At 73.0% G+C, this 22,503-nt stretch carries 21 protein-coding genes; 9 read left to right on the top strand and 12 right to left on the bottom strand.

Annotation, left to right across the window (positions count from 1 at the left end; translation table 11 throughout):
- Positions 1-24: 24 nt before the first annotated feature.
- The 5 genes from efeU to ACZ592_RS28600 form a co-directional block, all read right to left on the bottom strand.
- A complete protein-coding gene (gene efeU, locus ACZ592_RS28620) occupies positions 25-888 on the bottom strand; it encodes an iron uptake transporter permease EfeU (protein ID WP_471584532.1) in 864 nt (287 codons plus the stop codon).
- Positions 889-893: 5 nt separating this feature from the next.
- Complete coding sequence (locus ACZ592_RS28615) at positions 894-1,709, bottom strand: Dyp-type peroxidase (RefSeq protein WP_471584817.1); 816 nt, start codon at positions 1,707-1,709, stop codon at positions 894-896.
- Positions 1,710-2,081: 372 nt separating this feature from the next.
- Positions 2,082-2,939 carry a heme ABC transporter ATP-binding protein gene (locus ACZ592_RS28610; RefSeq protein WP_471584531.1) on the bottom strand — a complete coding sequence of 286 codons (858 nt, stop codon included), beginning with the start codon at positions 2,937-2,939 and terminating at the stop codon, positions 2,082-2,084.
- A complete protein-coding gene (locus ACZ592_RS28605) occupies positions 2,936-4,021 on the bottom strand; it encodes a FecCD family ABC transporter permease (RefSeq protein ID WP_471584816.1) in 1,086 nt (361 codons plus the stop codon). The genes ACZ592_RS28610 and ACZ592_RS28605 overlap by 4 nt, the downstream gene beginning before the upstream one ends.
- Before the next feature lie 5 nt (positions 4,022-4,026).
- On the bottom strand, positions 4,027-5,055 hold the full coding sequence (locus tag ACZ592_RS28600) for a heme/hemin ABC transporter substrate-binding protein (protein WP_471584530.1): 1,029 nt from the start codon (positions 5,053-5,055) through the stop codon (positions 4,027-4,029).
- A 162-nt stretch (positions 5,056-5,217) separates the two neighbouring features.
- Between ACZ592_RS28600 and ACZ592_RS28595 the strand changes: the two genes are divergently transcribed.
- The 3 genes from ACZ592_RS28595 to ACZ592_RS28585 are packed head-to-tail and all read left to right on the top strand — an operon-like array spanning position 5,218 to position 8,950.
- Complete coding sequence (locus ACZ592_RS28595) at positions 5,218-6,705, top strand: HtaA domain-containing protein (protein ID WP_471584529.1); 1,488 nt, start codon at positions 5,218-5,220, stop codon at positions 6,703-6,705.
- A 58-nt stretch (positions 6,706-6,763) separates the two neighbouring features.
- The gene (locus ACZ592_RS28590; protein WP_471584528.1) at positions 6,764-8,257 is read left to right on the top strand and encodes an HtaA domain-containing protein; all 1,494 of its coding nucleotides are present in this window, start codon (positions 6,764-6,766) and stop codon (positions 8,255-8,257) included.
- 15 nt (positions 8,258-8,272) lie between these two features.
- Positions 8,273-8,950 (top strand): PhzF family phenazine biosynthesis protein, encoded by a 678-nt coding sequence (locus ACZ592_RS28585; RefSeq protein ID WP_471584527.1) that lies wholly within the window; start codon positions 8,273-8,275, stop codon positions 8,948-8,950.
- 42 nt (positions 8,951-8,992) lie between these two features.
- Here the strand turns inward: ACZ592_RS28585 and ACZ592_RS28580 are convergent, their stop codons facing one another.
- Both ACZ592_RS28580 and map read right to left on the bottom strand, forming a co-directional pair.
- A complete protein-coding gene (locus tag ACZ592_RS28580) occupies positions 8,993-9,661 on the bottom strand; it encodes a biliverdin-producing heme oxygenase (RefSeq protein ID WP_471584526.1) in 669 nt (222 codons plus the stop codon).
- A gap of 226 nt (positions 9,662-9,887) precedes the next feature.
- The gene (gene map, locus ACZ592_RS28575) at positions 9,888-10,745 is read right to left on the bottom strand and encodes a type I methionyl aminopeptidase (RefSeq protein ID WP_471584525.1); all 858 of its coding nucleotides are present in this window, start codon (positions 10,743-10,745) and stop codon (positions 9,888-9,890) included.
- A 92-nt stretch (positions 10,746-10,837) separates the two neighbouring features.
- Here map and ACZ592_RS28570 point away from each other — a divergent pair, with 92 nt between their 5' ends.
- Complete coding sequence (locus ACZ592_RS28570; RefSeq protein ID WP_471584524.1) at positions 10,838-11,065, top strand: hypothetical protein; 228 nt, start codon at positions 10,838-10,840, stop codon at positions 11,063-11,065.
- A 51-nt stretch (positions 11,066-11,116) separates the two neighbouring features.
- On the opposite strand, the gene ACZ592_RS28565 is transcribed toward ACZ592_RS28570, so the two are convergent.
- Together ACZ592_RS28565 and ACZ592_RS28560 are read right to left on the bottom strand one after the other, a co-directional pair.
- Positions 11,117-12,427 carry an MFS transporter gene (locus ACZ592_RS28565; protein WP_471584523.1) on the bottom strand — a complete coding sequence of 437 codons (1,311 nt, stop codon included), beginning with the start codon at positions 12,425-12,427 and terminating at the stop codon, positions 11,117-11,119.
- A 79-nt stretch (positions 12,428-12,506) separates the two neighbouring features.
- Positions 12,507-13,109 carry a hypothetical protein gene (locus ACZ592_RS28560; protein WP_471584522.1) on the bottom strand — a complete coding sequence of 201 codons (603 nt, stop codon included), beginning with the start codon at positions 13,107-13,109 and terminating at the stop codon, positions 12,507-12,509.
- Positions 13,110-13,188: 79 nt separating this feature from the next.
- Between ACZ592_RS28560 and ACZ592_RS28555 the strand changes: the two genes are divergently transcribed.
- The 3 genes from ACZ592_RS28555 to ACZ592_RS28545 all read left to right on the top strand — a co-directional run bounded on the left by ACZ592_RS28555 (position 13,189) and on the right by ACZ592_RS28545 (position 15,425).
- Positions 13,189-14,286: a sialidase family protein gene (locus ACZ592_RS28555; RefSeq protein WP_471584521.1), complete on the top strand. Its 1,098-nt coding sequence runs from the start codon at positions 13,189-13,191 to the stop codon at positions 14,284-14,286.
- Between the two features lie 9 nt (positions 14,287-14,295).
- A complete protein-coding gene (gene npdG / locus ACZ592_RS28550) occupies positions 14,296-15,024 on the top strand; it encodes an NADPH-dependent F420 reductase (RefSeq protein WP_471584520.1) in 729 nt (242 codons plus the stop codon).
- Between the two features lie 179 nt (positions 15,025-15,203).
- Complete coding sequence (locus ACZ592_RS28545) at positions 15,204-15,425, top strand: hypothetical protein (protein WP_471584519.1); 222 nt, start codon at positions 15,204-15,206, stop codon at positions 15,423-15,425.
- Between the two features lie 21 nt (positions 15,426-15,446).
- Here ACZ592_RS28545 and ACZ592_RS28540 read toward each other — a convergent pair whose 3' ends face one another.
- Complete coding sequence (locus ACZ592_RS28540) at positions 15,447-16,253, bottom strand: site-2 protease family protein (RefSeq protein WP_471584518.1); 807 nt, start codon at positions 16,251-16,253, stop codon at positions 15,447-15,449.
- Positions 16,254-16,408: 155 nt separating this feature from the next.
- On the opposite strand from ACZ592_RS28540, the gene ACZ592_RS28535 reads away from it, so the two are divergent.
- Together ACZ592_RS28535 and ACZ592_RS28530 are read left to right on the top strand one after the other, a co-directional pair.
- Positions 16,409-16,948, top strand: a complete 540-nt coding sequence (locus ACZ592_RS28535; protein ID WP_471584517.1) for a DUF6578 domain-containing protein — start codon at positions 16,409-16,411, stop codon at positions 16,946-16,948.
- Positions 16,949-17,193: 245 nt separating this feature from the next.
- A complete protein-coding gene (locus ACZ592_RS28530) occupies positions 17,194-20,499 on the top strand; it encodes an ATP-binding protein (protein WP_471584516.1) in 3,306 nt (1,101 codons plus the stop codon).
- 71 nt (positions 20,500-20,570) lie between these two features.
- On the opposite strand, the gene ACZ592_RS28525 is transcribed toward ACZ592_RS28530, so the two are convergent.
- Positions 20,571-21,398, bottom strand: a complete 828-nt coding sequence (locus tag ACZ592_RS28525) for an ABC transporter permease (protein ID WP_471584515.1) — start codon at positions 21,396-21,398, stop codon at positions 20,571-20,573.
- A complete protein-coding gene (locus ACZ592_RS28520; protein ID WP_471584514.1) occupies positions 21,395-22,423 on the bottom strand; it encodes an ATP-binding cassette domain-containing protein in 1,029 nt (342 codons plus the stop codon). The genes ACZ592_RS28525 and ACZ592_RS28520 overlap by 4 nt, the downstream gene beginning before the upstream one ends.
- Between the last annotated feature and the right edge of the window lie 80 nt (positions 22,424-22,503).

The following is a 22,503-nucleotide window of genomic DNA, read 5'->3' as shown; positions in this document are numbered from 1 at the left end:
CAGTTCGGGCCACAAGTGGCCGGTTCAGCGCTGTTCCGCAACTGTTGCTTTCGCGGACGCGGGAGCCGTGCGGGACCCGCCCGCCCCGCCCCGGCCCGGCGTGAAGAAGAACGCCGGCGTCGGGATCAGGTACGCCGGCCACACCACGACCTGGACGACCGTCGGGTCGGGCTGGAAGTTGAGGACGCCCTTCAGGGGCGTGCCGTACCAGCTGTCCGGCGGGATCGTCGCGCTGATGTCGAACGCCTTGTCCCGCAGGCCGCCGATGAACTCCGCCTCCTGCAAATCGTGCACGCCGTACGCGAGGACCCCCGCCGCCACCACGACCAGCATCGCGCCGGTCCAGGTGAAGAACTTCGCGAGGTTGATGCGGACCGTGCCCTTGTAGAACAGCCGGCCGAGCGCGACCGCGGTGAGCAGACCGAGGACCACGCCGATCAGCGGCGCGTGCGAACCGTCGTGGGAGGCCCGTACCGAGGCCCACACGAACAGCGCCGTCTCCAGGCCCTCCCGGCCCACCGCGAGGAACGCGGTCGCCACCAGCGCGGCCGTGCCCACCCGCAGGGCCGCGTCCAGCTTCCCGTGCAGTTCGGCCTTCAAGTGCCGTGCCGTGCGCCGCATCCAGAAGACCATCCACGTCACCAGGCCCACGGCGACGATCGACAGGGAGCCGCCGAGCGCCTCCTGCGCCTCGAACGTCAGCTCCTGCGAGCCGAAGGTCAGCGCGCACCCGAACCCGAGCGCCAGCGCCACCGCGACCCCGATGCCCGCCCAGACGGGCAGGAGCGCGTCCCGCCGCTCCGTCTTCACCAGGTACGCGATGAGGATGCAGACGACCAGACTGACCTCCGGACCCTCGCGCAGCCCGATCAGAGAGTTGCCGAACACCGGCCTCACGCCTCCCCGTCGAACAGGCCCCTGCCCCACCAGTCGTCCTTGCCGCGGACGCCCGGCGGGACCGCGAAGACCGCGGAACCCACATGCTGGATGCACTCGTTGAGCGCGTCGGAACGCGCCAGGTTGCGCTGGACCGGGATGAATCCCGTGCGGACGTCCCGCTGGTAGGCGAGGAAGAACAGCCCCGCGTCCAGGCGGCCGAGGCGGTCGGCGCCGTCGGTGCCGTCCGTGAAGGAGTAGCCGCGGCGCAGGATCCTCGCCCCGTCGTTGGCGTCGGGATGCGCGATGCGCACGTGCGCGTCCGGTTTCATCGTCTTCAGGAACGGCTCGTCGTGCTCCTTGGCCCGGCCGGCCGGCGCGCCCTCGCCCTTGTCGCGGCCGAAGATGTCCTCCTGCTCGCCGAGCGGGGTGCGGTCCCAGGTCTCGATGTTCATGCGGATCCGGCGCGCCACGAGGTAGGAGCCGCCCGCCAGCCGGCCGGGCCCGTCCTTCTCGCCGACCCACACGTGGCGCGCCAGGGCGGCCGCGTCGTCGCCGGAGACGTTGCGCGTGCCGTCCTTGAAACCGAAGAGGTTACGCGGGGTCTGCGCGCCCGGCGTCGTCGACGAGGTCTTGCCGAAGCCCAGTTGGGACCAGCGCACGACGACCTTGCCGAAGCCGATGCGCGCGAGGTTGCGGATGGCGTGCACGGCGACCTGCGAGTCGTCCGCGCAGGCCTGCACGCACAGGTCGCCGCCGCTGCGGGCCTTGCCGACCTTGTCGTGCGACGTGTACGCGTAGGGGCCGGCGCCGCCCTCGCGGTGCTTGGCCAGGAGCTCGTCCAGCGCCGCGAACTGCTTGTCGAGTTCCTTGGCGAGCTTCGGTGGCGGTCACGCTCACGCTGTTCGCGCCGCCGCTCTTGGCGTCGCTCTTCTCCGTGCAGCCGGTGACTGCGGTCAGGGCGGCCACGGTGGCGACGGCGGTGACGACGGAGATGCGGGCGGGTCGCACGGGTCGCCCAGAGGGCTCCAGAACGGTTCACGGGCAGGCGCCGGCCCCACCGCAGGCCGGTGAGGCGGACCTGACTTAACTGCCTTACCTCGGTGATACCCGCCCGTTCCGTGATTCAGCTCTCACACCCGGTCACCCCTCACGGAGCGATCACGACGGGCCGATGGCGCGCCCATGACCTGGTAAAGCAGCGGTCAAGAAGGGGAATTCACGCCTCTGAGCGGAGTGACCACAGGGGCGCCGGTGCGCGGGTGGGGGAAGACCTCCACGGGCTGGCGGTAGACCTCGGAGAGCAGCCCCTCCTCGAACACGTCGACGGGTGCGCCCTCCACCGCGACGCTCCCGCCGCGCAGCACCGCGACCCGATCCGCGTACGCCGCCGCGAGCCCCAGGTCGTGCAGGACCACCACGACCGCGTCCCCGGCCGCCGCCCGCTCCCGGCAGATCCGCAGGACCAGTTCCTGATGGCGCAGGTCGAGCGCGGCGGTCGGCTCGTCGAGCAGCAGCAGCGGGGTGCGCTGGGCGAGGACCCGGGCCAGCGCGACCCGGGCCCGTTCGCCGCCGCTGAGCGCGGCGAAGGGGCGCCCGGCGAAGTCGCCCACCTCGGTCGCGGCCATCGACTCGCGCACGATCCTGTCGTCGTCGTCCGCAAGTCCGGTGCCGGCCCAGGGTGCGCGGCCCATGCGGACGACGTCCTCGACGGGGAAGGGGAAGGAGAGCGCGGCGGACTGCGGCAACACCGCGCGGCGCAAAGCCAGTTCGGGCGCGGCCCATTCGGCGGCGGGTCGCCCGCAGACGCGTACCACGCCCTCGGCGGCGGGCAGGTCGGCGGCGAGAGCGGCCAACAGGGTCGACTTTCCCGCCCCGTTGGGGCCGACCAGGGCCAGCACCTCGCCGGCGCGGGCGGCCAGCGAGACCCCGCGCAGCACCTCGCGCCCGCCGAGCCGCACCCGCAGGCCTTCGGCCTCGGCGAGCACGTCCCCGGCGGCGCTCGGACCCGGCAGCGCCTTCTGGCGCCCCGCGAAGAGCCGCCTGCTCAACTGCCCGATCATGCCCAACCCCCTTGCCTGCGACGGGTCCTGCGCAGCAGCCAGAAGAAGAACGGGCTGCCGAAGAGGGCGGTGAGCACCCCCAGCGGCAGCTCGGCGGGCGCGGCCACCGTGCGCGCGGCCAGATCGGCCGCGACGAGGACCAGCGCTCCGCCGAGCGCGCTGCCGGGCACGAGGAAGCGGTGCCCGGGACCCGCGGCCATCCTCAGCAGGTGCGGTACGAGGAGGCCGACGAAAGTGATGATCCCGGCGACGGCCACGGCGGCGGCCGTCAGCAGGGCCACCACGAGAACCAGCACGAGCCGCAGCCGCTCCACGTCCACGCCCAGGTGCCGCGCGGGCCGCTCGCCGAGCGCGAGCAGGTCCAGCTTCCTGGCGCAGAAGGGTGCGACGGCGAGACCGAGGAGCGCGCACGGCAGCACCGCGAGCACCTTGGGCCAGGTCGCCTGGGCGAGCGAGCCGAGCTGCCAGAAGGTGATCTGGCTGATCTGCGCGTTGTCCGCGAAGAAGATGCACAGGCCGATGAGCGCCCCCGCGAAGGCGTTCACGGCGATGCCGGTGAGGATCAGCGTGACGACCTCGGTGCGGCCGCCCTCGCGCGACATCGCGTAGACGAGGAGGACCGTCGCGAGCCCGGCCACGAACGCGCAGACGGTGACGGTCCAGTTCCCGAAGAAGCTCAGGCCGAGCGCGATGGAGGCGACGGCGCCGACCGCCGCACCCGACGAGATCCCGATGACGCCCGGCTCGGCGAGCGGGTTGCCGAACACGCCCTGCATCAGGGCGCCCGCGCAGCCGAGCGAGGCGCCGACGAGCAGCGCGAGCACGACTCGCGGCAGCCGCACGTTCCACAGCACACTCTCGCCGACGCGGTCCAGCGCGGAGCCGCCGAGCCCCATGCGGTGCTGCACGGAGGAGAGGACGTCGCCGAGGGGGATGCCGTACGCGCCGATGCCTGCGGAGAGCAGACAGAGCACGACGAGAGCGGCGATCAGGCCCACGGTCAGGGGGACGGCCGCGCCGCGCCGGGTCCCGGGGGTCTCTTCGGGGGGCGCGGCGGCCGCGCGGCCCGCGGGCTTGGTCAACAGGCTCACTCGGCGTCCCCGTACAACTGGTCCACCAGGGACTTCAGTACCTGGTCGGTCCGCGGGCCGTAGTTGAGGAGCACGCCGTCGTCGACCGAGACGATGCGGCGGTCCAGGCCCGCGGGGGTCTCGGCGACGCCCGGCACCTTCAGGAGTCCGTCGACGCCGTCCACCGACTCCAGGCCCTTCGTCATCACGAGGATCGCGTCCGGCGCGGCCTTGGCGAGCGCCTCGCTCGTGATCGCCGTGAAGTCCTTCGTCAGCCCGGACTCCTTGCCCGCGTCGACGGCGCCCGCCGCTTCCAGGAGCGAACTCGCCCCGGACTCCCGGCCGCCCAGCAGATACACGGAGGCCGAGCCGCGCAGGTAGAGGAAGGCGACCCGGGGCTTCTTCCTGCGGGCCGCGGCGGGGATGTCCTCGCGGACGGCGTCGATCCGCTTCTGGGTGCGCCGCGTCAGTTCGGCGCCCGGCCTCTGAACGCCCAGGGCCTTCGCCACGGCCTCGATCCGCGGGCTCACGTCGTCGAGGCTCTTGGCGGGGTCGAACACGACGAGGGGAATGCCCGCGTCCCGGATCTGGTCGACGGCCTCCGCGGGTCCCGTGGTGGTGTCGGCGAGGACGACGGTCGGCTTCAGTGAGAGGACGCTCTCCGCCGAGACGTCGTGCGCACGTGTCACCACCGGCAGCTTCTTCGCCTGGTCGAAGGTGGCGGTGATGTCGCGGGCCACGACGTTCTCGCCGAGTCCCAGGGTGAAGACGATCTCGTTCAGGCTGCCGGTGAGCGGCACGATGCGGCTGGTGTCCTCGACCGTCACCTTGTGCCCGTCGGCGGAGGTGACGGTCGCGGGGAGCTCGGCCTTCGGGCGGGTCCCCAGCGGTTCGACCCGGTCCGGCGCGTGCGCCGCCGCCCTCGCCCCGGCCTTCGTGTCCGCCGTCGCCGGGCCGCCGTCGTCGGAGGCCCCGCACCCGGCGAGCCCGAGTGCGAGAACGGCGGCCCACGCGCCGGCGATACGGAGTGAGCGCGGCTTACGCACCGAAGTCCACCGTCCTGTCGTGCTGTTGAGGTCCGACCGGTGCGTCGCGCCTCCCGGTTTACGAGGCCCCGGCGCCCGGGTTCCGGGTTGGGGGGTTCCAGTCCGGAGTGATCGTAGTTTAGGTTAGCCTTACCTAATTCGCCAGACCTGGAGGGGTCTCCCATGCCGTCGTCCAGAAAGGCGCGCGCCACCGGCCGTGCCGGAGCCGTGGCCGTGCTCACCGCGCTCGTCGGAGCCCTGCTCCCGACGGCCGCCGCGCACGCCGAGGACCGCACGGTCCAGGGCGGACGGCTGGACTGGGGCATCAAATCGTCCTTCCAGAGCTACGTCACCGGCCCCATCGCCCAGGGCGGTTCGACGCTGCGGGGCGGCGCCGCCACGGTCGGCGGCAGCCGGTTCCGCTTCCACTCGGCGAAGGGCTCCTACGACCCGGACAGCGGCGAGTTCAGCGCCGGATTCTCGGGCGGGGTGCGCTTCACCGGGCACAAGAAGGGCGGCGCGTACGAGCTCGACCTCACCATCAGCCGCCCCACGGTGAAGGTCACCGGCGGCTCCGGCACGCTCTACGCCGACATGGTGAGCAAGCAGAAGGGCACCGGCAAGGTCACTTCGACCCCGCAGGTCCCGCTCGCCGCGCTCAACCTCTCCGGCATCGACATGAAGGGCGGCACCGGCCCGATCGCCCTCAACAACCTGCCCGCGAAACTCACTTCGCAGGGCGCGAAGGCGTTCGCCGGGTACTACACGGCGGGCACCGCGCTCGACCCGGTGAGCCTGTCCACGGACCTCGTCGCGGAGTCCGGGGGCGGCAAGAAGGACACCGGCCAGAAGGACACCGACAAGTCCGCCGGCAAGGACCAGAGCCAGGACAAGAACAAGGGCAAGAAGACCGGGGCGGGCCGCATCGAGGACGCCGCCGTCGACTGGGGCGTGCGCCGCACCTTCCGCGAGTACGTCACCGGCCCCATCGCCAAGGGCGAGTGGAAACTGTCCGCCGGTGCCCAGGACGGCGGCGCCCTCTTCCGCTTCCCCCGGGGCGAGGGGACGTACGACGCGAAGAAGCGGGCCCTCGACGCGGACTTCGCCGGGTCCGTCCGCTTCACCGGCGAGCACGGCCTCGACCTGACGCTGAGCAAGGTCTCCGTCGGGGTGAAGGACGGCAAGGGCACGCTCTTCGCCGACGTCGACAGCCCGGGCGAGCGGGGCACCGCTGTGAAGAACGCCCCGCTCGTCACCTTCGCGGCGAAGGACGTGCGGCCGAAGGACGGCCTCGTCTCCCTCACCGAGGCGCCCTCCGAGCTCACCGCCGACGGCGCCAAGGCGTTCGGCGGCATGTACAAGGCGGGCTCCGCCATGGACCCGCTCTCCCTCGCCGTCGCCCTCGACGCCGACGCGGAACTGCCCGCGCTGCCCGACCTCGGCTCGTCCGCGAAGCCGGGAGCGAAGCAGGAGATGGCGGCGCGGCCGAAGACCGAGAACGCCGCGAAGTCCACCGACTCCTCGTCGAACGCCGTGCCCATCGGCGTCGGCGCGGGCGTCGCGGTGCTGCTCGCCGCGGCGGTCGCCTTCGCGGTCGTACGCAAGAAGCGCGCCGCCACGGACACCTCGGCGTCCACCCCCGGCTCACCTTCCACCCCCGGCGATTCCTGACCACCCCCCGGTCACCGCCACCCCCTTCACCCCCTCTCTCCCAAGGAGAACCCTGATCATGGCCGCCACCCGCCGTCCCACCACCCTCGCGGCAGCCGTCGCGACCGCCGTCGCCCTCGGCGCGAGCGCCCTCACGCTGCCGGCCTTCGCCGCCGACGGCGAGAAGGCGGCCCCGCCGAAGCTGGAGCTCAAGAACGGCACCCTGGACTGGGGCCTGAAGGAGTCCTTCCGCACGTACGTGGTGGGCATGGCCCACGGCAAGATCGTGCCGTCGGGCGGCGCCAAGCAGGCCGCGGGCAACGGCGTGTTCACGTTCAGCGGCGGCAAGGGCACGTACGACACCGGCACCCACGCCACCGAAGCCGCCTTCAAGGGCGGCGTCCGCTTCACCTCCACGCTCCACCGCTTCGACATCGACATCGCCGACGTGAAGGTCCGCACGAAGGGCACGACCGGCGCCATCCGGGCCGACGTGACGCTCAACGGCGCCGTCCAGAACGACATCGACCTCGCCAAGCTCGATCTGAGCGCGGTCAGGCCCGGCGAGGGCGCGGGCGGTGCGATGGTCTTCAAGGACATCCCCTCGACGCTGACCGCGGACGGCGCCAAGGCGTTCAACGGCATGTACGAGGCGGGCGAGAAGCTCGACCCGGCCACGCTCACGGTGACGGCGGGCGGCCCGGTGGCGGAGCAGCCCGCGCCGGCCCCCACCCCGCCCGGCAAGCCCACCAAGGACCCCAAGCCCCCCACGGGCGCGAAGCCGACGGCGGACCCCACCAAGTCCATCCGGCCGTCCGGCTCGCGGAAGCCCGCGGGAGTCGTCGACGGCAGCCTCTCCTGGGGCCTGAAGGAGTCCTTCCGCAAGTACATCTCCACCGGCGGGAAGGCGACCGTCGCGGGCGGCGCCAAGAAGGTCTCCAGCGGCTACACGTTCCCGTACGCCAAGGCCACCGTGAACTCCGGCGCCAAGAAGGTCGACGCCTCCTTCGGCGGCAGCGTCCGCTTCACGTACAAGGCGCACGGCATCGACATGAGGTTCAGTGACCTCAAGGTGCGGGCGAACGGCTCCAAGGGCACCCTCCTCGTCGACGTCAAGACGCCCGAGCGCACCAGCGACGACGTGAAGTTCGCGACGCTCGACCTCTCCAAGGCCTCGTACAAGCCGAAGAACGGCGTGGTCACGCTCAACAAGGTGCCCGCGACGCTCACGGCGGCCGGTGCGAAGCAGTTCGCCAACGACACGACCGGTTCCCCGTACCGGCCGGGCGAGAAGCTCGACCCGGTGACGGTCGCGCTCTCCTCCCGGGCAGGCGCCGCGCTCCCGGCGGACACCGCGGACGACGGGCAGGCGGGCGGCACCTCCGCGCAGGGCTCGGGCTCGGTGGGCTCCGGCACGGCCGGCTCGGGTTCGGTCGGCGGCGCGGGCGAGCTGGCGGAGACCGGCTCCTCCGTCCCCTCCACCGCGCTGCTCGGCGCGGCGGGCGCGGCCCTGGCGGCGGGCGCGGGCGCGGTGGTCATGGCGCGACGCCGCCGGGGCGCCGAGGCGGTGTGATGCTTCAATGCGCGGGTGACTGAACCACTCGCACTCGACGTCCTACGTGTTTTCTGCGGGCCCGACGGTCGGCACGGCAACGAACTCGGTGTCGTGCGCGACGGGGCCCGCCTGCGCGCACCCGAGGACCGGCAGGCGTTCGCGGCGAAGCTCGGCTACAGCGAGACGGTGTTCGTCGACGACCCCGAGCGAGGCGTCGTCGACATCTACACCCCCACCCTGCGGCTGCCCTTCGCGGGCCACCCCTGCGTCGGCACGGCCTGGCTCCTGGACGTGCCCGAACTTCGCCCGCCCGCGGGGGTGGTGGAGGCGCGCCAGGACGGGGAGTTCACGTGGATCACCGCGCGGGCCGAGTGGGCGCCGGCCAGGACGCTGCGGCGGTACGCGACGGCGGCGGAGGTCGACGCGCTCGACGTGCCCCCGCCGGGGGAGTGGATCTACGCCTGGGCCTGGGAGGACGAGGCGGCGGGGCGCGTGCGCGCGCGGGCCTTCCCCGGCCGGAACGACGGAATCGACGAGGACGAGGCGACGGGCGCGGCCGCACTCCTGCTCACGCACGAACTGAACCGCGCCCTCAACATCACGCAAGGACGCGGTGCGCAGATCCTGACGGCGCCGGGTCCGGAAGACATGATCGAGGTGGGCGGCAGGGTGCAGCTGACCGGCCCGGATCTCAGCCCCTCCGGCGTGTGAGGAGCGGGGCCCCGGGGGCAGCGCCCCCGGGCCCCTGCCCCGTCAGGCGCTCAGCGGAAACTCTTCCCCCAGCTCACGGAAGACCGCCGTGTTCAAAGCGAACGCGCGCTTGCACTCGTCGACGATCCGCTTCCGCTCCAGCTCGTCCGTGACCACCGTGTCGATCCCGTCGAGCAGCTCCCGGTAACCCCGCTTGAACGCCGCCGGGTTGGAGATCCCCTCGAACACGTAGAACCGCACGCCGTCGCCCTTGCGGTCGAAGCCCCAGGTCTGCTCGGCCTTGCCGCGGATGATCTGGCCGCCGGAGAGGTCGCCGAGGTAGCGCGTGTAGTGGTGGGCGACGTAGCCGCCGGGCCAGGTGCGCGCGCACTGTGCGACCCGCGCCGCGTACGCCTCGGTGGCGGGCAGCGCGGTGACGCCCGCGCGCCAGTCCGGCCCCCGCAGGTGGCCGAGGTCGCGCTCCAGCTCGCCGACGCGCGCCAGCTCGGGCCGGATGAACGGTCCGGCGACGGGGTCCTCGCGCAGGGACTGCGCACCGTCCTCCAGGGCGCGGTACACGAACCACAGCTGCTCGGTGTAGCGCGCGTAGGCCTCGACGCCGAGCCTGCCGCCGAGCAGGTCGCTCATGAAGGTCGAGGTCTCGGCCTCGGTGTGCTGCTCGTGCGACGCGGTGCGGATGACCGTCGAGAAGGGCGTGAGCGCCGTGTCCATGCGGGGCCTCCAAGGGGGAGCCGAGGGCTGACGGGATGGCGGGAACCGGTGCGACCCCTGCAGATCATGTCAAGTTAGGCTTACCTAAGTCAACTGGTTCCCGACGTCCTGTCGGTAAAAAACCTACCCGTCCCGGGCCCGGGAAACCACAGAGATCCGGATCCCCGCCGGATCCGGATCTCTGTGAGGTGCCCGCGGGCGGGTGCCCGCGACGGGGCCGTCGGCCTCAGGGCAGCGTGAGGACCTCCGCGCCGGTGTCCGTCACGACCAGCGTGTGCTCGAACTGGGCGGTCCGCTTCCGGTCCTTGGTGACGACGGTCCAGCCGTCCTCCCACATGTCGTACTCGTACGTGCCGAGCGTCAGCATCGGCTCGATCGTGAACGTCATGCCCGGCTGGATGACGGTCGTGGCGTGCGGGCTGTCGTAGTGCGGCACGATCAGCCCGGAGTGGAAGGACGAGTTGATGCCGTGACCGGTGAAGTCGCGCACCACGCCGTAGCCGAAGCGCTTGGCGTACGACTCGATGACACGGCCGATGATGTTGATCTGGCGGCCGGGCCTGACGGCCTTGATGGCGCGCTCCAGGGACTCCCGGGTCCGCTCCACGAGCAGCCGCGACTCCTCGTCGACGTCGCCGACCAGGTAGGTGGCGTTGTTGTCGCCGTGCACACCGCCGATGTACGCCGTGACGTCGAGGTTGATGATGTCGCCGTCGTTCAGGACGGTGGAGTCCGGGATCCCGTGACAGATGACCTCGTTGACCGAGCTGCACAGCGACTTCGGGAAGCCCCGGTAGCCCAGCGTCGAGGGGTAGGCGCCGTGGTCGCACATGTACTCGTGCGCGACACGGTCCAGCTCGTCGGTGGTCACACCCGGCGCGATGTGCTTCGCGGCCTCCTCCATGGCGCGGGCGGCGATGCGGCCCGCGGTCCGCATCAGCTCGACGGTCTCGGGGGTCTGCACCTCCGGCCCCGTGTACGGGGTCGGCGCGGGCTTCCCCACGTACTCGGGGCGCCTGATGGCGCCGGGTACGGAACGGGTGGGAGAGAGCTCCCCTGGAACGAGCGGTGACTGGCCAGACATGCCGGCGAGTCTAGCCAGCCGCGGTGGGGCAGCATGGCCTGAGAGAACGTGATCCGATCGGGTAGGGGATCGGGTACGGAAAGGAGCGGGGCATGGCGTTGTTCAAGAAGAAGACGGTCGGCAAGCCGGGCGAGTGGTTCTACTGCCTGGAGCACGGGAAGGTCGAGGAGGGCCCCGACTGCCCCGGCAAGGACCGCATGGGCCCCTACGCCTCGCGCGAGGAGGCCCGGCACGCGATGGAGACGGCCCAGGACCGCAACCTGGAGTGGGAGAACGACCCCCGCTGGCACGACAAGGTCACCGGGGACGAGGACAAGTGACCCCGCGGGCGCCCCGCGCCCGGCCGTGAGCGCCCGCCGGCAAGCACCTGTCTAGGGGGCGGTCGGCTCGGGCGCCGGTTCGGGCGCCGGCTCCGGCCGCGACGCCCGGGACTTCTCGCGGCGCCGCGCCGCGTCGGGGTCGGTCGTCGCGTCGTAGGAGAGGAGCCGCGGCAGCACCGCGGCCAGGATGCCCACCGAGGCCACGCAGGCGAGGCCGCCCGACCAGATGGCGGACCGCGTGCCGGTCCAGCCCGCCGCCGCGCCCGCGCGGACCTGGCCGAGCTGCGGCCCCACGCTGTACGAGAGGACCTCGATCCCGGCGAGCCTGCCGCGCAGCTCGTCCGGGATGGTCTGGTTCCAGATGGTGGAGCGGCCGAGTCCGCTCGCCATGTCGCCGGCGCCCGCGAGCGCCAGGCAGCCGAGCACCACCCAGATGTCGGAGACCCACCCCGCTGCGGTGATCGCGAGGCCCCAGCCCGCCGCGCCGAACACCACGAGCAGCCCGTGCCGCCGCACCCGCGAGGTCCACCCGCTGGTGAGGCTGAACAGCAGCGAGCCGACCGCGCCCGCCGCGTACATCAGGCCGAGCGACCACTCCGCGTCCAGGTCGTCCGCGAGGAACGGGAAGATCGTGTTCGGGAAGGCGAAGAACATCGCCGCCATGTCGATCGCGTACGTCCCAAGGAGCACCGGCCGCGACCACGCGTACCGCGCGCCCTCCGCGAGGCCCTTCAGCGACGGCTTCTCCGCGTCGTGCGCGGCGGGCGCGGGGGACAGGCGCGTGCACAGGAGCACGGACACCGCGAAGCCCGCGATCGTGATCGCGTACGCGCAGGCGTGCCCGGCGTAGGCGACGACCAGGCCCGCCAGCGAGGGGCCGGCGATGGCGCCCACGTTCCAGCGCAGCGAGTTCAGCGCGGCGGCGGCCGTCAGCTGGTCGTGCGGGACGATCCGCGCCATCAGCGAGTCCAGGGCGGGCCGTTGCAGCCCGGCCAGCGCGGAGACGCCCGCCGCGACGACGTACAGCGGCCACAGCAGCGGCTGGGGCAGCAGCGCGTTCACCAGCAGGACGACGGCCAGCAGACCGAGCCCCGCCTCGGTCAGCAGGATCACCTTGCGGCGGTCCACGGCGTCGGCGAGGGCGCCGCCGTAGAGCCCGAAGACGATCAGCGGCACCAGCTCGACGGCGCCCATCGCGCCGACCGCGACCGGCGAGTCCGTCAGGTCCTTGATCTGCAACGGCAGGGCGACCAGCGCCATGAAGCTGCCGAAGTACGTGACGAGGCCCTGGACCCACAGCAGGCGGAAGTCGCGGGTGGAGCGCCAGGGGGAGAGGTCGGGCAGGACCGTGGAGAGGGGCACGAGAAGCCATGATCAGCGGCGGCCGGTGTGGTGGGCAACCGAATTTCCCGGCCGCCGGGCCATGGGGAGCGGGATCCGGTCACCAGCGCGTCGGCGGAGGTGACGTCAGCTGATCGGCGAGGCGGGACAGCCGGTCGCGCAGCCGCCTGCGGCCCCGTGCCTCGGGCAGCGCGTTCTCCCCGGCCGCCGCGCTCACCAGGTGCTGGACCATGTCGAGGTCGAGCTCGGGCGTCTCCGGCACCGCCAGTGCCTCGTGCGAGAGGGCGTCCAGGTCGCGGTCCCCGGAGCCGAGCGCGAGCACCGTCGCCCCGGCCCGCCGCGCGTCGTGCACCCGCGTCAGGAGTTCGGGGGCGGGCGCGTCCGGCGCCACGACGAGCAGCGTCTCGCCGCGCCGCGCCGCCTCGATCCGGCCGAGCCCGGTCGACAGGTGCGCGGGGTCCGTCGGCAGGACCCGGTGGCGCACCAGCGTCGGGGTGAGCTCGGGCGTGCCCGACCAGGCGGCCTCGTCGACCAGGTGTGCGGCCAGGTGCCACGGTTCGTACTGCGCGGTGCCCACGAGCAGCAGGCCGCCGCCGTGCGGCACCACCGACGAGCGCAGGGTCCCCGCGAAGCGGCGCGTGGCGCCGACCCACTCCGTCCCGGCGAGCACTTCGCGCAGCAGCGCGACCCGTACGGCATCCATGGCGTCGCATCCTGCCCCAACGCGCCAGTCGTCACCGGGAGTTCACGGGGAATTCCCCCGGGTTGGGGAAGGGCGGGGGATGACTGTTGAGACATCTGTTCCCTTCCGTGCGGGCCGCGAGGGATACGCGAGCTTCCGCATCCCCGCCCTCGTCACCGGCCCCGCCGGCACCGTCCTCGCCTTCTGCGAGGGCCGCGTCGGCTCCCAGGACGACTTCGGCACCATCGACATCGTCCTCAAACGCTCGTCCGACGGCGGCCGCACCTGGGGCCCGCTCCAGGTCGTCGGCAAGAACGGCACCGACCTCGCGGGCAACCCCGCCCCCGTCGTCCTCGACACCGGGCGCATCCTCCTCGTCCAGGTCAGGAACGCCGCCGCGGCCACCGAGGACGCCATCCGCCGCGGCAAGGTCTCCGCCGCGAACGGGCGCCGCGTCTGGGTGCAGCACAGCGACGACGACGGCCTCACCTGGACGGCGCCGCGCGAGATCACCGGCCAGGTGAAGAGAGCCGACTGGCGCTGGTACGCGACCACGCCCGGACACGCCGTCCAGCTGGCCGCCGGCCGCGTGGTGGTCCCCGCCAACCACTCCCTGCCCCCGGCCGGCACCGACAACGGCACCGAGGGCAAGTACAACGGCGGTCACTGCCTGCTCAGCGACGACGCGGGCGCGACCTGGCGCATCGGCTACGTCGACGACAACACCAACGGCTACATCAACGTGAACGAGACGACCGCCGCCGAACTCCCCGACGGACGCCTCTACTTCAACACCCGCAACGACTCCCCGGCCCCCGGCACCCGCGGCGACGCCCACTCGCACGACGGCGGCCAGAGCCTCAGCAAGCCCTTCCGGCCGCAGGCGGGACTCCCCGGCCCCGTCGTCGAGGGCAGCCTCCTGCAGCTCCGCGACCCCGACGTCCTCCTCTTCTCCGGCCCCGCCGACCCCGGCTTCCGCGCCCTGATGACCGTGCGCCGCTCCACCGACGGCGGCACCACCTGGCGGACCGCCCACACGGTCGACGGACTTCCCGCCGCCTACTCCGACCTCGCGCGCGTCGACGGGCGGACCGTCGGACTCCTCTACGAGACGGGTGACTTCAGCGCCTACGAGACGATCACGTTCCGCCGGATACCGGTGGGGGAACTCGCCGGGGAGCCGGTGACCGATGAGTAAGGTCGCCCCATGACCTCTACAGACAGTGTGCAGAACGGCTCGGAGAAGGCCGCCGCGAAGGCGCCCGCCAAGGACCCCTGGGAGCTGCCCGACGTGTCCGGGCTCGTCGTCGGCGTCCTCGGCGGCACCGGCGACCAGGGGCGCGGCCTCGCCTACCGGCTGGCCCGCGCGGGCCAGAAGGTGATCATCGGCTCCCGCGCGGCCGAGCGGGCGCGGACGGCCGCCGACGAGTTGGGCCTCGGCGTCGAGGGCGCCGAGAACGCGGAGTGCGCGCGGCGCAGCGACATCGTGATCGTCGCCGTGCCCTGGGACGGCCACGGGAAGACCCTCGAAGCGCTGCGCGAGGAACTCGCGGGCAAACTCGTCGTCGACTGCGTGAACCCCCTCGGCTTCGACAAGAAGGGCGCGTACGCCCTCAAGCCGGAGGAGGGCAGCGCCGCCGAGCAGGCCGCCGCGCTCCTGCCCGACTCCCGGGTCACGGCCGCCTTCCACCACCTGTCGGCCGTCCTGCTCCAGGACCCGGCCGTCGAGGAGATCGACACCGACGTCATGGTCCTCGGCGAGAGCCGCGCCGACACCGACACCGTGCAGGCCCTCGCCGCCCGCATCCCCGGCATGCGGGGCGTCTTCGCGGGCCGCCTGCGCAACGCCCACCAGGTCGAGTCGCTCGTCGCCAACCTGATCTCCGTCAACCGCCGCTACAAGGCGCACGCGGGCCTGCGGGTCACCGACGTGTAGGGATCACGTGCGAGGCGAGGCGGGGCGGGGGCCGGGTGCCGGGTGCGGGGGACACGTGCGGAGCCGGGGGCGGGCATGGGGGACACTGGACGCCGTACGAATCCGTGCGTCCGCGTCTCCGTGCCCCCACGGATGCCCGCGTCCCGCATGCACGCTTCACCGGACAGGAGCCGACCCCCATGCCCCGCCTCGCCGTGTACGCCCTCGTCGTCTGCGCCCTCGCCGTCGCCGCAGCCGTGATCTCCTTCGTGCAGGGCAGCTGGCTCGGCATCGTGTGGGTGCTGCTCGCCGGCCTCTCCTCGAACATGGCCTGGTTCTACCTGCGCCGGGCCAAGGTGGAGCGGGACGCGCTGCGCTCCGCGACCGCGCAGGGCCCCGAGGGCTCCGCGTCCGCCGGCTGATCCCCGCCCGGCCGGTCCCCCCTACCCGATCCCCGTCGCGGGCGGGACCTCCTGCGAGCCCTCCCAGAAGCGGTACAGCTTCTGACCCCAGTAGCTGTCCCACTCGCTGACGCCGAGACCGCGCAGGATCGCGTCGATCGCGTCGAAGAAGGCACTGTTGACCGTCGGGATCCACAGGACCGCGAAGACCGCGATGAGGCCGAACGGGGCGAACGGCTCCACCTGCCTGCGGATGCTGTGCGAGAGCCAGGGCTCGATCACGCCGTAGCCGTCCAGGCCCGGGATGGGCAGCGAGTTCAGGATCGCGGCCGTCACCTGCAGCAGCGCGAGGAACGCCAGCGCGTAACGGAACGCGTCCGGGACGCCGTCCAGGGCGTCCAGCCAGAACGGCGCCGTGCAGACCACGGCGAACGCCACGTTCGTCAGCGGGCCCGCCGCCGAGATCAGGCTGTGCTTCCAGCGGCCCCGGATCCGGCCCCGCTCGATGAAGACCGCGCCGCCGGGCAGACCGATGCCGCCCATGATCACGAACAGCACGGGCAGCACGATGCTGAGCAGGGCGTGCGTGTACTTGAGCGGGTTGAGCGTCAAGTACCCCTTCGCGCCGATGGTGATGTCGCCGCTGTGCAGGGCCGTACGCGCGTGTGCGTACTCGTGCAGGCAGAGCGAGACGATCCAGGCCGCCGTCACGAAGAGGAAGACGGCGACCCCGGGATTGTCGGCGAATCCGGTCCAGGCGGCCCAGCCGGAGACCGCCGTGACGGCGGCGATCCCCAGGAAGACGGGGCTGATCCGCCGGTCGCTGCGGCGGATGGGGGCGGTGGTCATGAGGTGGGGCTCCTGGAGTCCGGCGGGCTTGCTCGCCCGACCGTATCGGCCCGGCGGGGCGCCGGGCCCGAAGACGAGGACCCGCGCACCGTGGAAACGTCTCGTACCCCGAAAACGTCTCGCACGCGCCGCCGGGTTTTGGGGAGGCTGGGGACATGGCGCTGTGGAACGTGATGTACCAGGACTGGCAGATGGAGTGCTGCGGCAAGCCGTTCGCCGTGGGCGACGACGTGGCGTGGCAGCTCCTCGTCGACGTCGCCGAACAGGGCCGCGAGTGGCGGCGGGAGCTCAGCGGGATCGAGGGCCCCGTGGAGTCGATCGGCGGCGGCCCCGCGGTACGGGCGGCCGGGGGCGGCGTCACGGTGCCGTGGCCGGGTGAGGGCGACTGGCCCGCCCGGGCCCACCTGAAGGGCCTGCTCTCGGTGGAACAGCACGGCGGGAAGTGGCCGGCCACGGTGGGCGTGGTGCGCGGCATCCAGGTCGTCGAACAGTCCTACGCCCAGCGGAAGGGCGGCGGCTCGACGTACGAGAGGGTGCCGGGGGAGCGGTGGCTGCGGGCGGTGGAGGTGTGCCCGAAGTGGTTCAAACGGGGGGTGTCGGAGGAGGTCAGGGAGGGCCGGGGGTACCGGAGGGACGAGACGGGGGTGCTGGTGTCCTTGGAGGTGCCGGGGGAGTCGGAGGAGGCGGGCGGCTGAGTTCTGGGGCCCCGAGGGCGAGCGAGCCCCGGCCCTCGGTCGCGGGCATCCCGCCCCTGCTTCCGCTGGACGTCGCGGGGCAAACGGGTGGGTGGCAGCCGTCCGCCGCGACGTCCAGTGGGGCAGGGGCCCTGTTCGCGCCCGCACGGGACGGTCTCGCACGGGGCCTCGCACCAGACCTCGCACGGGGCACGGGGACAAGCCCCGTCGCACCACCCCACCCCGGTACCGGCGACAATGGCCCGGTGCGATACCGCGTCCTGGGGCAGACCCAAGCCACCCGCCCCGACGGAACCCCCGTTCCCGTCGGCGGCGCCCGCCTGCGCGCCCTGCTCACCGCCCTCGCCCTGCGCGCGGGCCGCCCCGTCCCCGCCCAGGCCCTGGTCGACGAGGTGTGGACCGCGGGCGCCCCCGCGGACGCGAGCGGCGCTCTGCAGGCGCTGGTGGGCCGGCTGCGCAGGGCCATCGGCGCGGACGCCGTGGTCTCCGTGGACGGCGGCTACCGACTGTGCGCGAGCCCCGACGACGTGGACGTGTTCCGCTTCGACCGGCTGGTGACCGAGGCCGGGCGCGCCCTGGCCGACGGTGACGCGGCGAAGGCGGCCGACGTCCTGGACGACGCGCTCGCCCTGTGGACCGGCGATCCCCTCGCCGACCTGCCGGAACACACCGCGGAGGCCGCCCGCTGGCACGCGCGGCACCTCGACGCCCGCCGCACCCGGATGACCGCGGCCCTCGCCCTCGGCCGGGCCGAGCAGGCGCTGCCCGAGCTCGCCGAGCTGTGCGACGCCCACCCCCTGGACGAACCGCTGCAGGCCCTGCGGCTGCGCGCGCTGCGGGACACGGGCCGCCCCGCGCAGGCCCTCGCCGCGTACGACGGCGTGCGCCGCGAGATCGCCGACCGGCTCGGCGCCGACCCGGGCCCCGAACTCCGCGCTTTGCACGAGGAGTTGCTGCGGGATCCGCCCGTACCGCCCCGCGCCGCTCCCGTGCGGCCCCGCGCGCCGGGGAACCTGCGGGCCCGGCTGACCTCGTTCGTGGGACGCGAGGACGACATCGACGTGCTCCGCGCCGACCTCGCGCGGGCCCGGCTCGTCACCCTCCTCGGCCCCGGCGGCGCCGGGAAGACCCGGCTCTCGCAGGAGGCCGCGGAGGCCGTCGCCGCGCACGTCCCGGACGGCGTGTGGCTCGCCGAGCTCGCGCCGGTCGAGGATCCCGACGGCGTGCCCGCCGCCGTCCTCACCGCGCTCGGCGCCCGCGAGACCGTGCTGCGCGGCGCCGGCGCGGAGGAGCTGCGGGCCATCTCGGAGCGGCTCGGCGACGACCCCGTGGCCCGGCTCGTCGAGCACTGCGCGGCCCGCCGCATGCTGATCGTCCTGGACAACTGCGAGCACGTGATCGGGGCGGCCGCCCGCCTCGCCGACGAGCTCCTGGCCCGCTGCCCCGGTGTGACGATCCTCGCCACCAGCCGTGAACCCCTCGCCGTACCGGGCGAGTTGCTGCGTCCCGTCGAGCCGCTGCCCGGGCCGGTCGCGCTGCGCCTGTTCGCCGAGCGGGGCGCGGCGGCGCTGCCCGGCTTCACGGTGGACGCCGACCCCGAGGCCGCCGCCGAGATCTGCCGACGCCTGGACGGCCTGCCGCTCGCCATCGAACTGGCCGCCGCCCGCCTGCGGATGCTCACCCCGCGCCAGATCGCCGACCGCCTCGACGACCGCTTCCGGCTGCTCACCGGCGGCGCCCGCACGGTCCTGCCCCGCCAGCAGACCCTGCGGGCCGTCGTCGACTGGTCCTGGGACCTGCTCGACGCGCCCGAACGGGCCGTACTGTGCCGCCTCTCGGTCTTCGCGGGCGGCTGCGACCTGGCGGCGGCCGAGGAGGTCTGCGCGGCCGACGGCGCGTACGACGTCGCCGACCTGCTCGGCTCCCTCGTCGACAAGTCCCTCGTCGTCGCGGCCCCTTCGCCGCAGGCCGGCGGCACCATGCGCTACCGGCTCCTGGAGACCGTCACCGAGTACGCGGGCGAGCGTCTGGACGAGGCGGGCGACCGGGCCGCCGCCGAGCGCGCGCACCTCGTGCACTACCGCGAGCTCGCCCGCACCACCGACCCCGAACTGCGCGGCGCGGCACAGTACGCGGCCGTGGAACGCCTCGAGGTCGAGTACGAGAACCTGCGCACCGCCCTGCGGCACGCCCTCGCCGCACAGGACGAGCAGGAGGCGCTCTGCCTCGTCCTGTCCCTCCACTGGTTCTGGCAGATGCGCGGCCTGCGCACGGAGACCCGCACCTGGTCCCGTGACGTCATCGCACTCGGCCCCGACCCCTTCGCCCCGCCCGTCGCCCCCGCGCCCCCGCTGTACGAGCCGTGCACGGCCGCGCCCCCGCCGATGCGCCCCGAAGTCCTCGTCGAGGCCCGCCGCGGAGCGCACCTGCTCCATCTCTCCTGCATGGACATGGACCGGGACACCACGGTCTGGCAGACGCCGGCCGCCGAGGAGAAGCTGCTCGGCATCAGGACCGCCTACCGCCCCGGCCTCCCGCAGACCTGCCGGACGCCCGCCAACCTCTGGTTCTTCGCCGTGCTGCTCGGCGGCGACATGGAGCTGCTGCGCCACGTCATCGACGAGACCGTCGCGGCGAGCCGCGAACTCGGCTACGCGTGGGAGCTCGCCGCCGCCCTGCAGATGCGCGCCAACATGCTGGCCAACCGCACCGACTGGTCGGGCGACGCCATCCGCGACGCGGACGAGGCGCTGCACGGGTTCCGGGCGCTGGGCGACGTGTGGGGCATCGCCGAGGCGCTCTCCGCGCGCGGCGAGGCACGGGAGCGGCGCGGCGAACTGGCGCTGGCCGCCGAGGACTTCCTGGCCGCCGTCGAGTACGCCGAACAGGTCGGCGCCGACACCCAGGTCGCCCTGCTCCGGGCCCGTCTCGGCTCGCTCCTGACGGACCGGCCGGAGCGCCGCGAGGACTTCGCGCGGGGCGAGGCGATGCTGCGGGAGATCATCGACAATCCGGGCCGCCACCACACCGGCGAGGCCTTGCCGGCCGCCCGCGTCTACCTCGCCCTCGCGCTCGGCCGCACCGGCCGCACCGAAGAGGCGCGCGAGCAACTGCGGCTGCTGCGCGAGGAGTTCAGTGCCATCGGCTACGCCGTCTTCGAGAGCTCCGTGCTCGGCCTGAACGCCTGGCTGGATGCGCTGGAGGGGCGGTACGAGGAGAGCGTCGCCAAGGTCGGCGAGGCCTTCGCCAAGGCCCTCGACCCGCTGTCGCGGATGATCGCCCCGCAGATGGTCTCCGTCCACCTGTGGATCGCCGCCCTCGCCCTGTCCGAGGGCGCGGGCGGGGCCCGCGCCGACGACGCGGCCCGGCTGCTGGGGATCGCCGACCGCGAGCTGCCGCCGGCGCACATCGCCAACACGATGGAGCGGGAGATCCGCGGGGACGCGGAGCGGCGGACGCGCGGCGCGCTCGGCGACCGCGCGTACGAGGAGGCGTACGCACAGGGCGGCGGCCTCACCGTCGAGGAGGCCGCCGCCCTGTGCGCGCTGTGACCCGGACATGACCCGGACGCCCGGATTCCTGTTGTCCGTACCGGTCAGGCTGGTCAGGCTGTTCCCGCTGATCAGTTCTTCGTGCGGAACTTGTGGATCGCGATCGGCGCCATCACCAGCGTGAGCGCCACCGACCAGCCGACCGTCACCCACAGGTCGTGGGCGACGGGCCCGCCGACCATCAGTCCGCGCGCGGAGTCCGCGAGCGAGGAGAGCGGGTTGTAGTCGGTGAAGCCCTGCAGCCAGCCGGGCATCGACCGGGTCGGCGCGAAGATCGACGAGCCGAACTGCAGCGGCATCAGGACCAGGAAGCCCATCGCCTGCACGGACTGGGCGCTCTTCATCGAGACGCCGAGGACCAGGAAGATCCACATGATGGACGTGCCGAAGAGGGCGGAGAGGCCCACGGCGGCGAACAGGCCGCCCCAGTTCGTGATGTCGAAGCCCACCAGGACACCGACGATCATCATGATCGTCGTCGCGATGAGCAGTCGCATCAGCTCCACCACGATCTTGGCGAAGAGGACCGAGCCCTGGCCGATCGGCAGGGTGCGGAAACGGTCCATGATGCCGTTCTGGAAGTCCTGGTTGAAGCCGGTGCCGACCGCCATGGCGATGTTCATGCTCATCATCGCCATCATGCCGGGCACCACGTACTGCACGTACTGGTCCTGACCGCCGCCGAGCGCCTGCCCGATGGAACCGCCGAAGACGTACACGAACAGCAGTGTGAAGACGATCGGCATCAGGACGGCGTCGAACATCGACTCCGGGTCCTGGCGGATCCACAGCAGGTTGCGGCGGACCAGCGCGCCGGTGTGCCGGACGTGGCCGCGCAGCCCGATGCGGGCGTCGTCCTGGCCCGCCTTGAGGGGGGCCGTGAGTGTGGTGGCGCTCATACGGCGACCTCCTCGAGTTCGATGTCGCTGGGACGGGCGTCCTGCGGGGCGCTGGCCTTCTGGCCGGTGATCGAGAGGAACACCTCGTCCAGGCTGGGCAGTTCGGTGGCGATGGAGCCGATGGTGATGCCGCGCGCGGTGACCGCGCCGACCACGGCGGTCAACTGCTCGTCGCTGAGGATCGGAACGAGGACCGTGCCGGTCTCGGTGTCCACCGTGGAGGTGGCGATGCCGGTCAGGCCCAGGTCGTCGAGCGCGTTCGCCAGCGGACGCAGCTCCAGCGGGTCGGCCGGGCGGACCCGCAGGGTGCGGCCGCCGACCTTCGCCTTCAGCTCGTCGATGCCGCCGTTGGCGATGACCTTGCCGCGGTCGATGACCGTCAGCTCGGAGGCCAACTGCTCGGCCTCCTCCATGTACTGGGTGGTGAGCAGCACGGTCACGCCGTCGCCCACCATCCGCTGGACCTCGCTCCACACCTCGTTGCGGGTGCGGGGGTCGAGACCGGTCGTCGGCTCGTCCAGGTAGAGGACGGCCGGGCTGCCGATCATCGACGCGGCGAGGTCGAGGCGGCGGCGCATGCCGCCGGAGTACGTGCTCGCCGGGCGCTTGGCGGCCTCGGTGAGCGAGAACCGCTCCAGCAGACCGTCGGCGCGGGACCTGGCGTCCTTGCGGGACAGGTCGAGCAGGCGCCCGACCATGTAGAGGTTCTCGCGCCCGGACAGCTTCTCGTCCACCGCCGCGTACTGGCCGGTCAGGCCTATCACGCGGCGGAGCTGGCGGGGCTGGCGGGCCACGTCGTAGCCGGCGACGAAGGCGGTGCCCGCGTCCGGGGTGACGAGGGTGGAGAGGCAGCGTACGAGGGTCGTCTTGCCGGCGCCGTTGGGTCCGAGTACGCCAAGGACGGTGCCTTCGCGCACGTCGAGGTCCACGCCGTCCAGTGCCTTGGTCTCGCCGTAGTGCTTGACCAGTCCCCTTACGGTGACCGCGCTCCCTGCGCCGCCGGGGTTCATGTCGATTCGCGTCATGCCCACAAGGTGTCAGACCCCACCGACAAACCACCGACATCCCACCGACAGCCCGGCCCTCACCGGGAACGGCGACAGCC

Source organism: Streptomyces sp. NPDC040622, from assembly GCF_055593965.1.
Note: the sequence above shows the minus strand (reverse complement) of the source record. Positions and strands in the feature narration are given on the sequence as shown.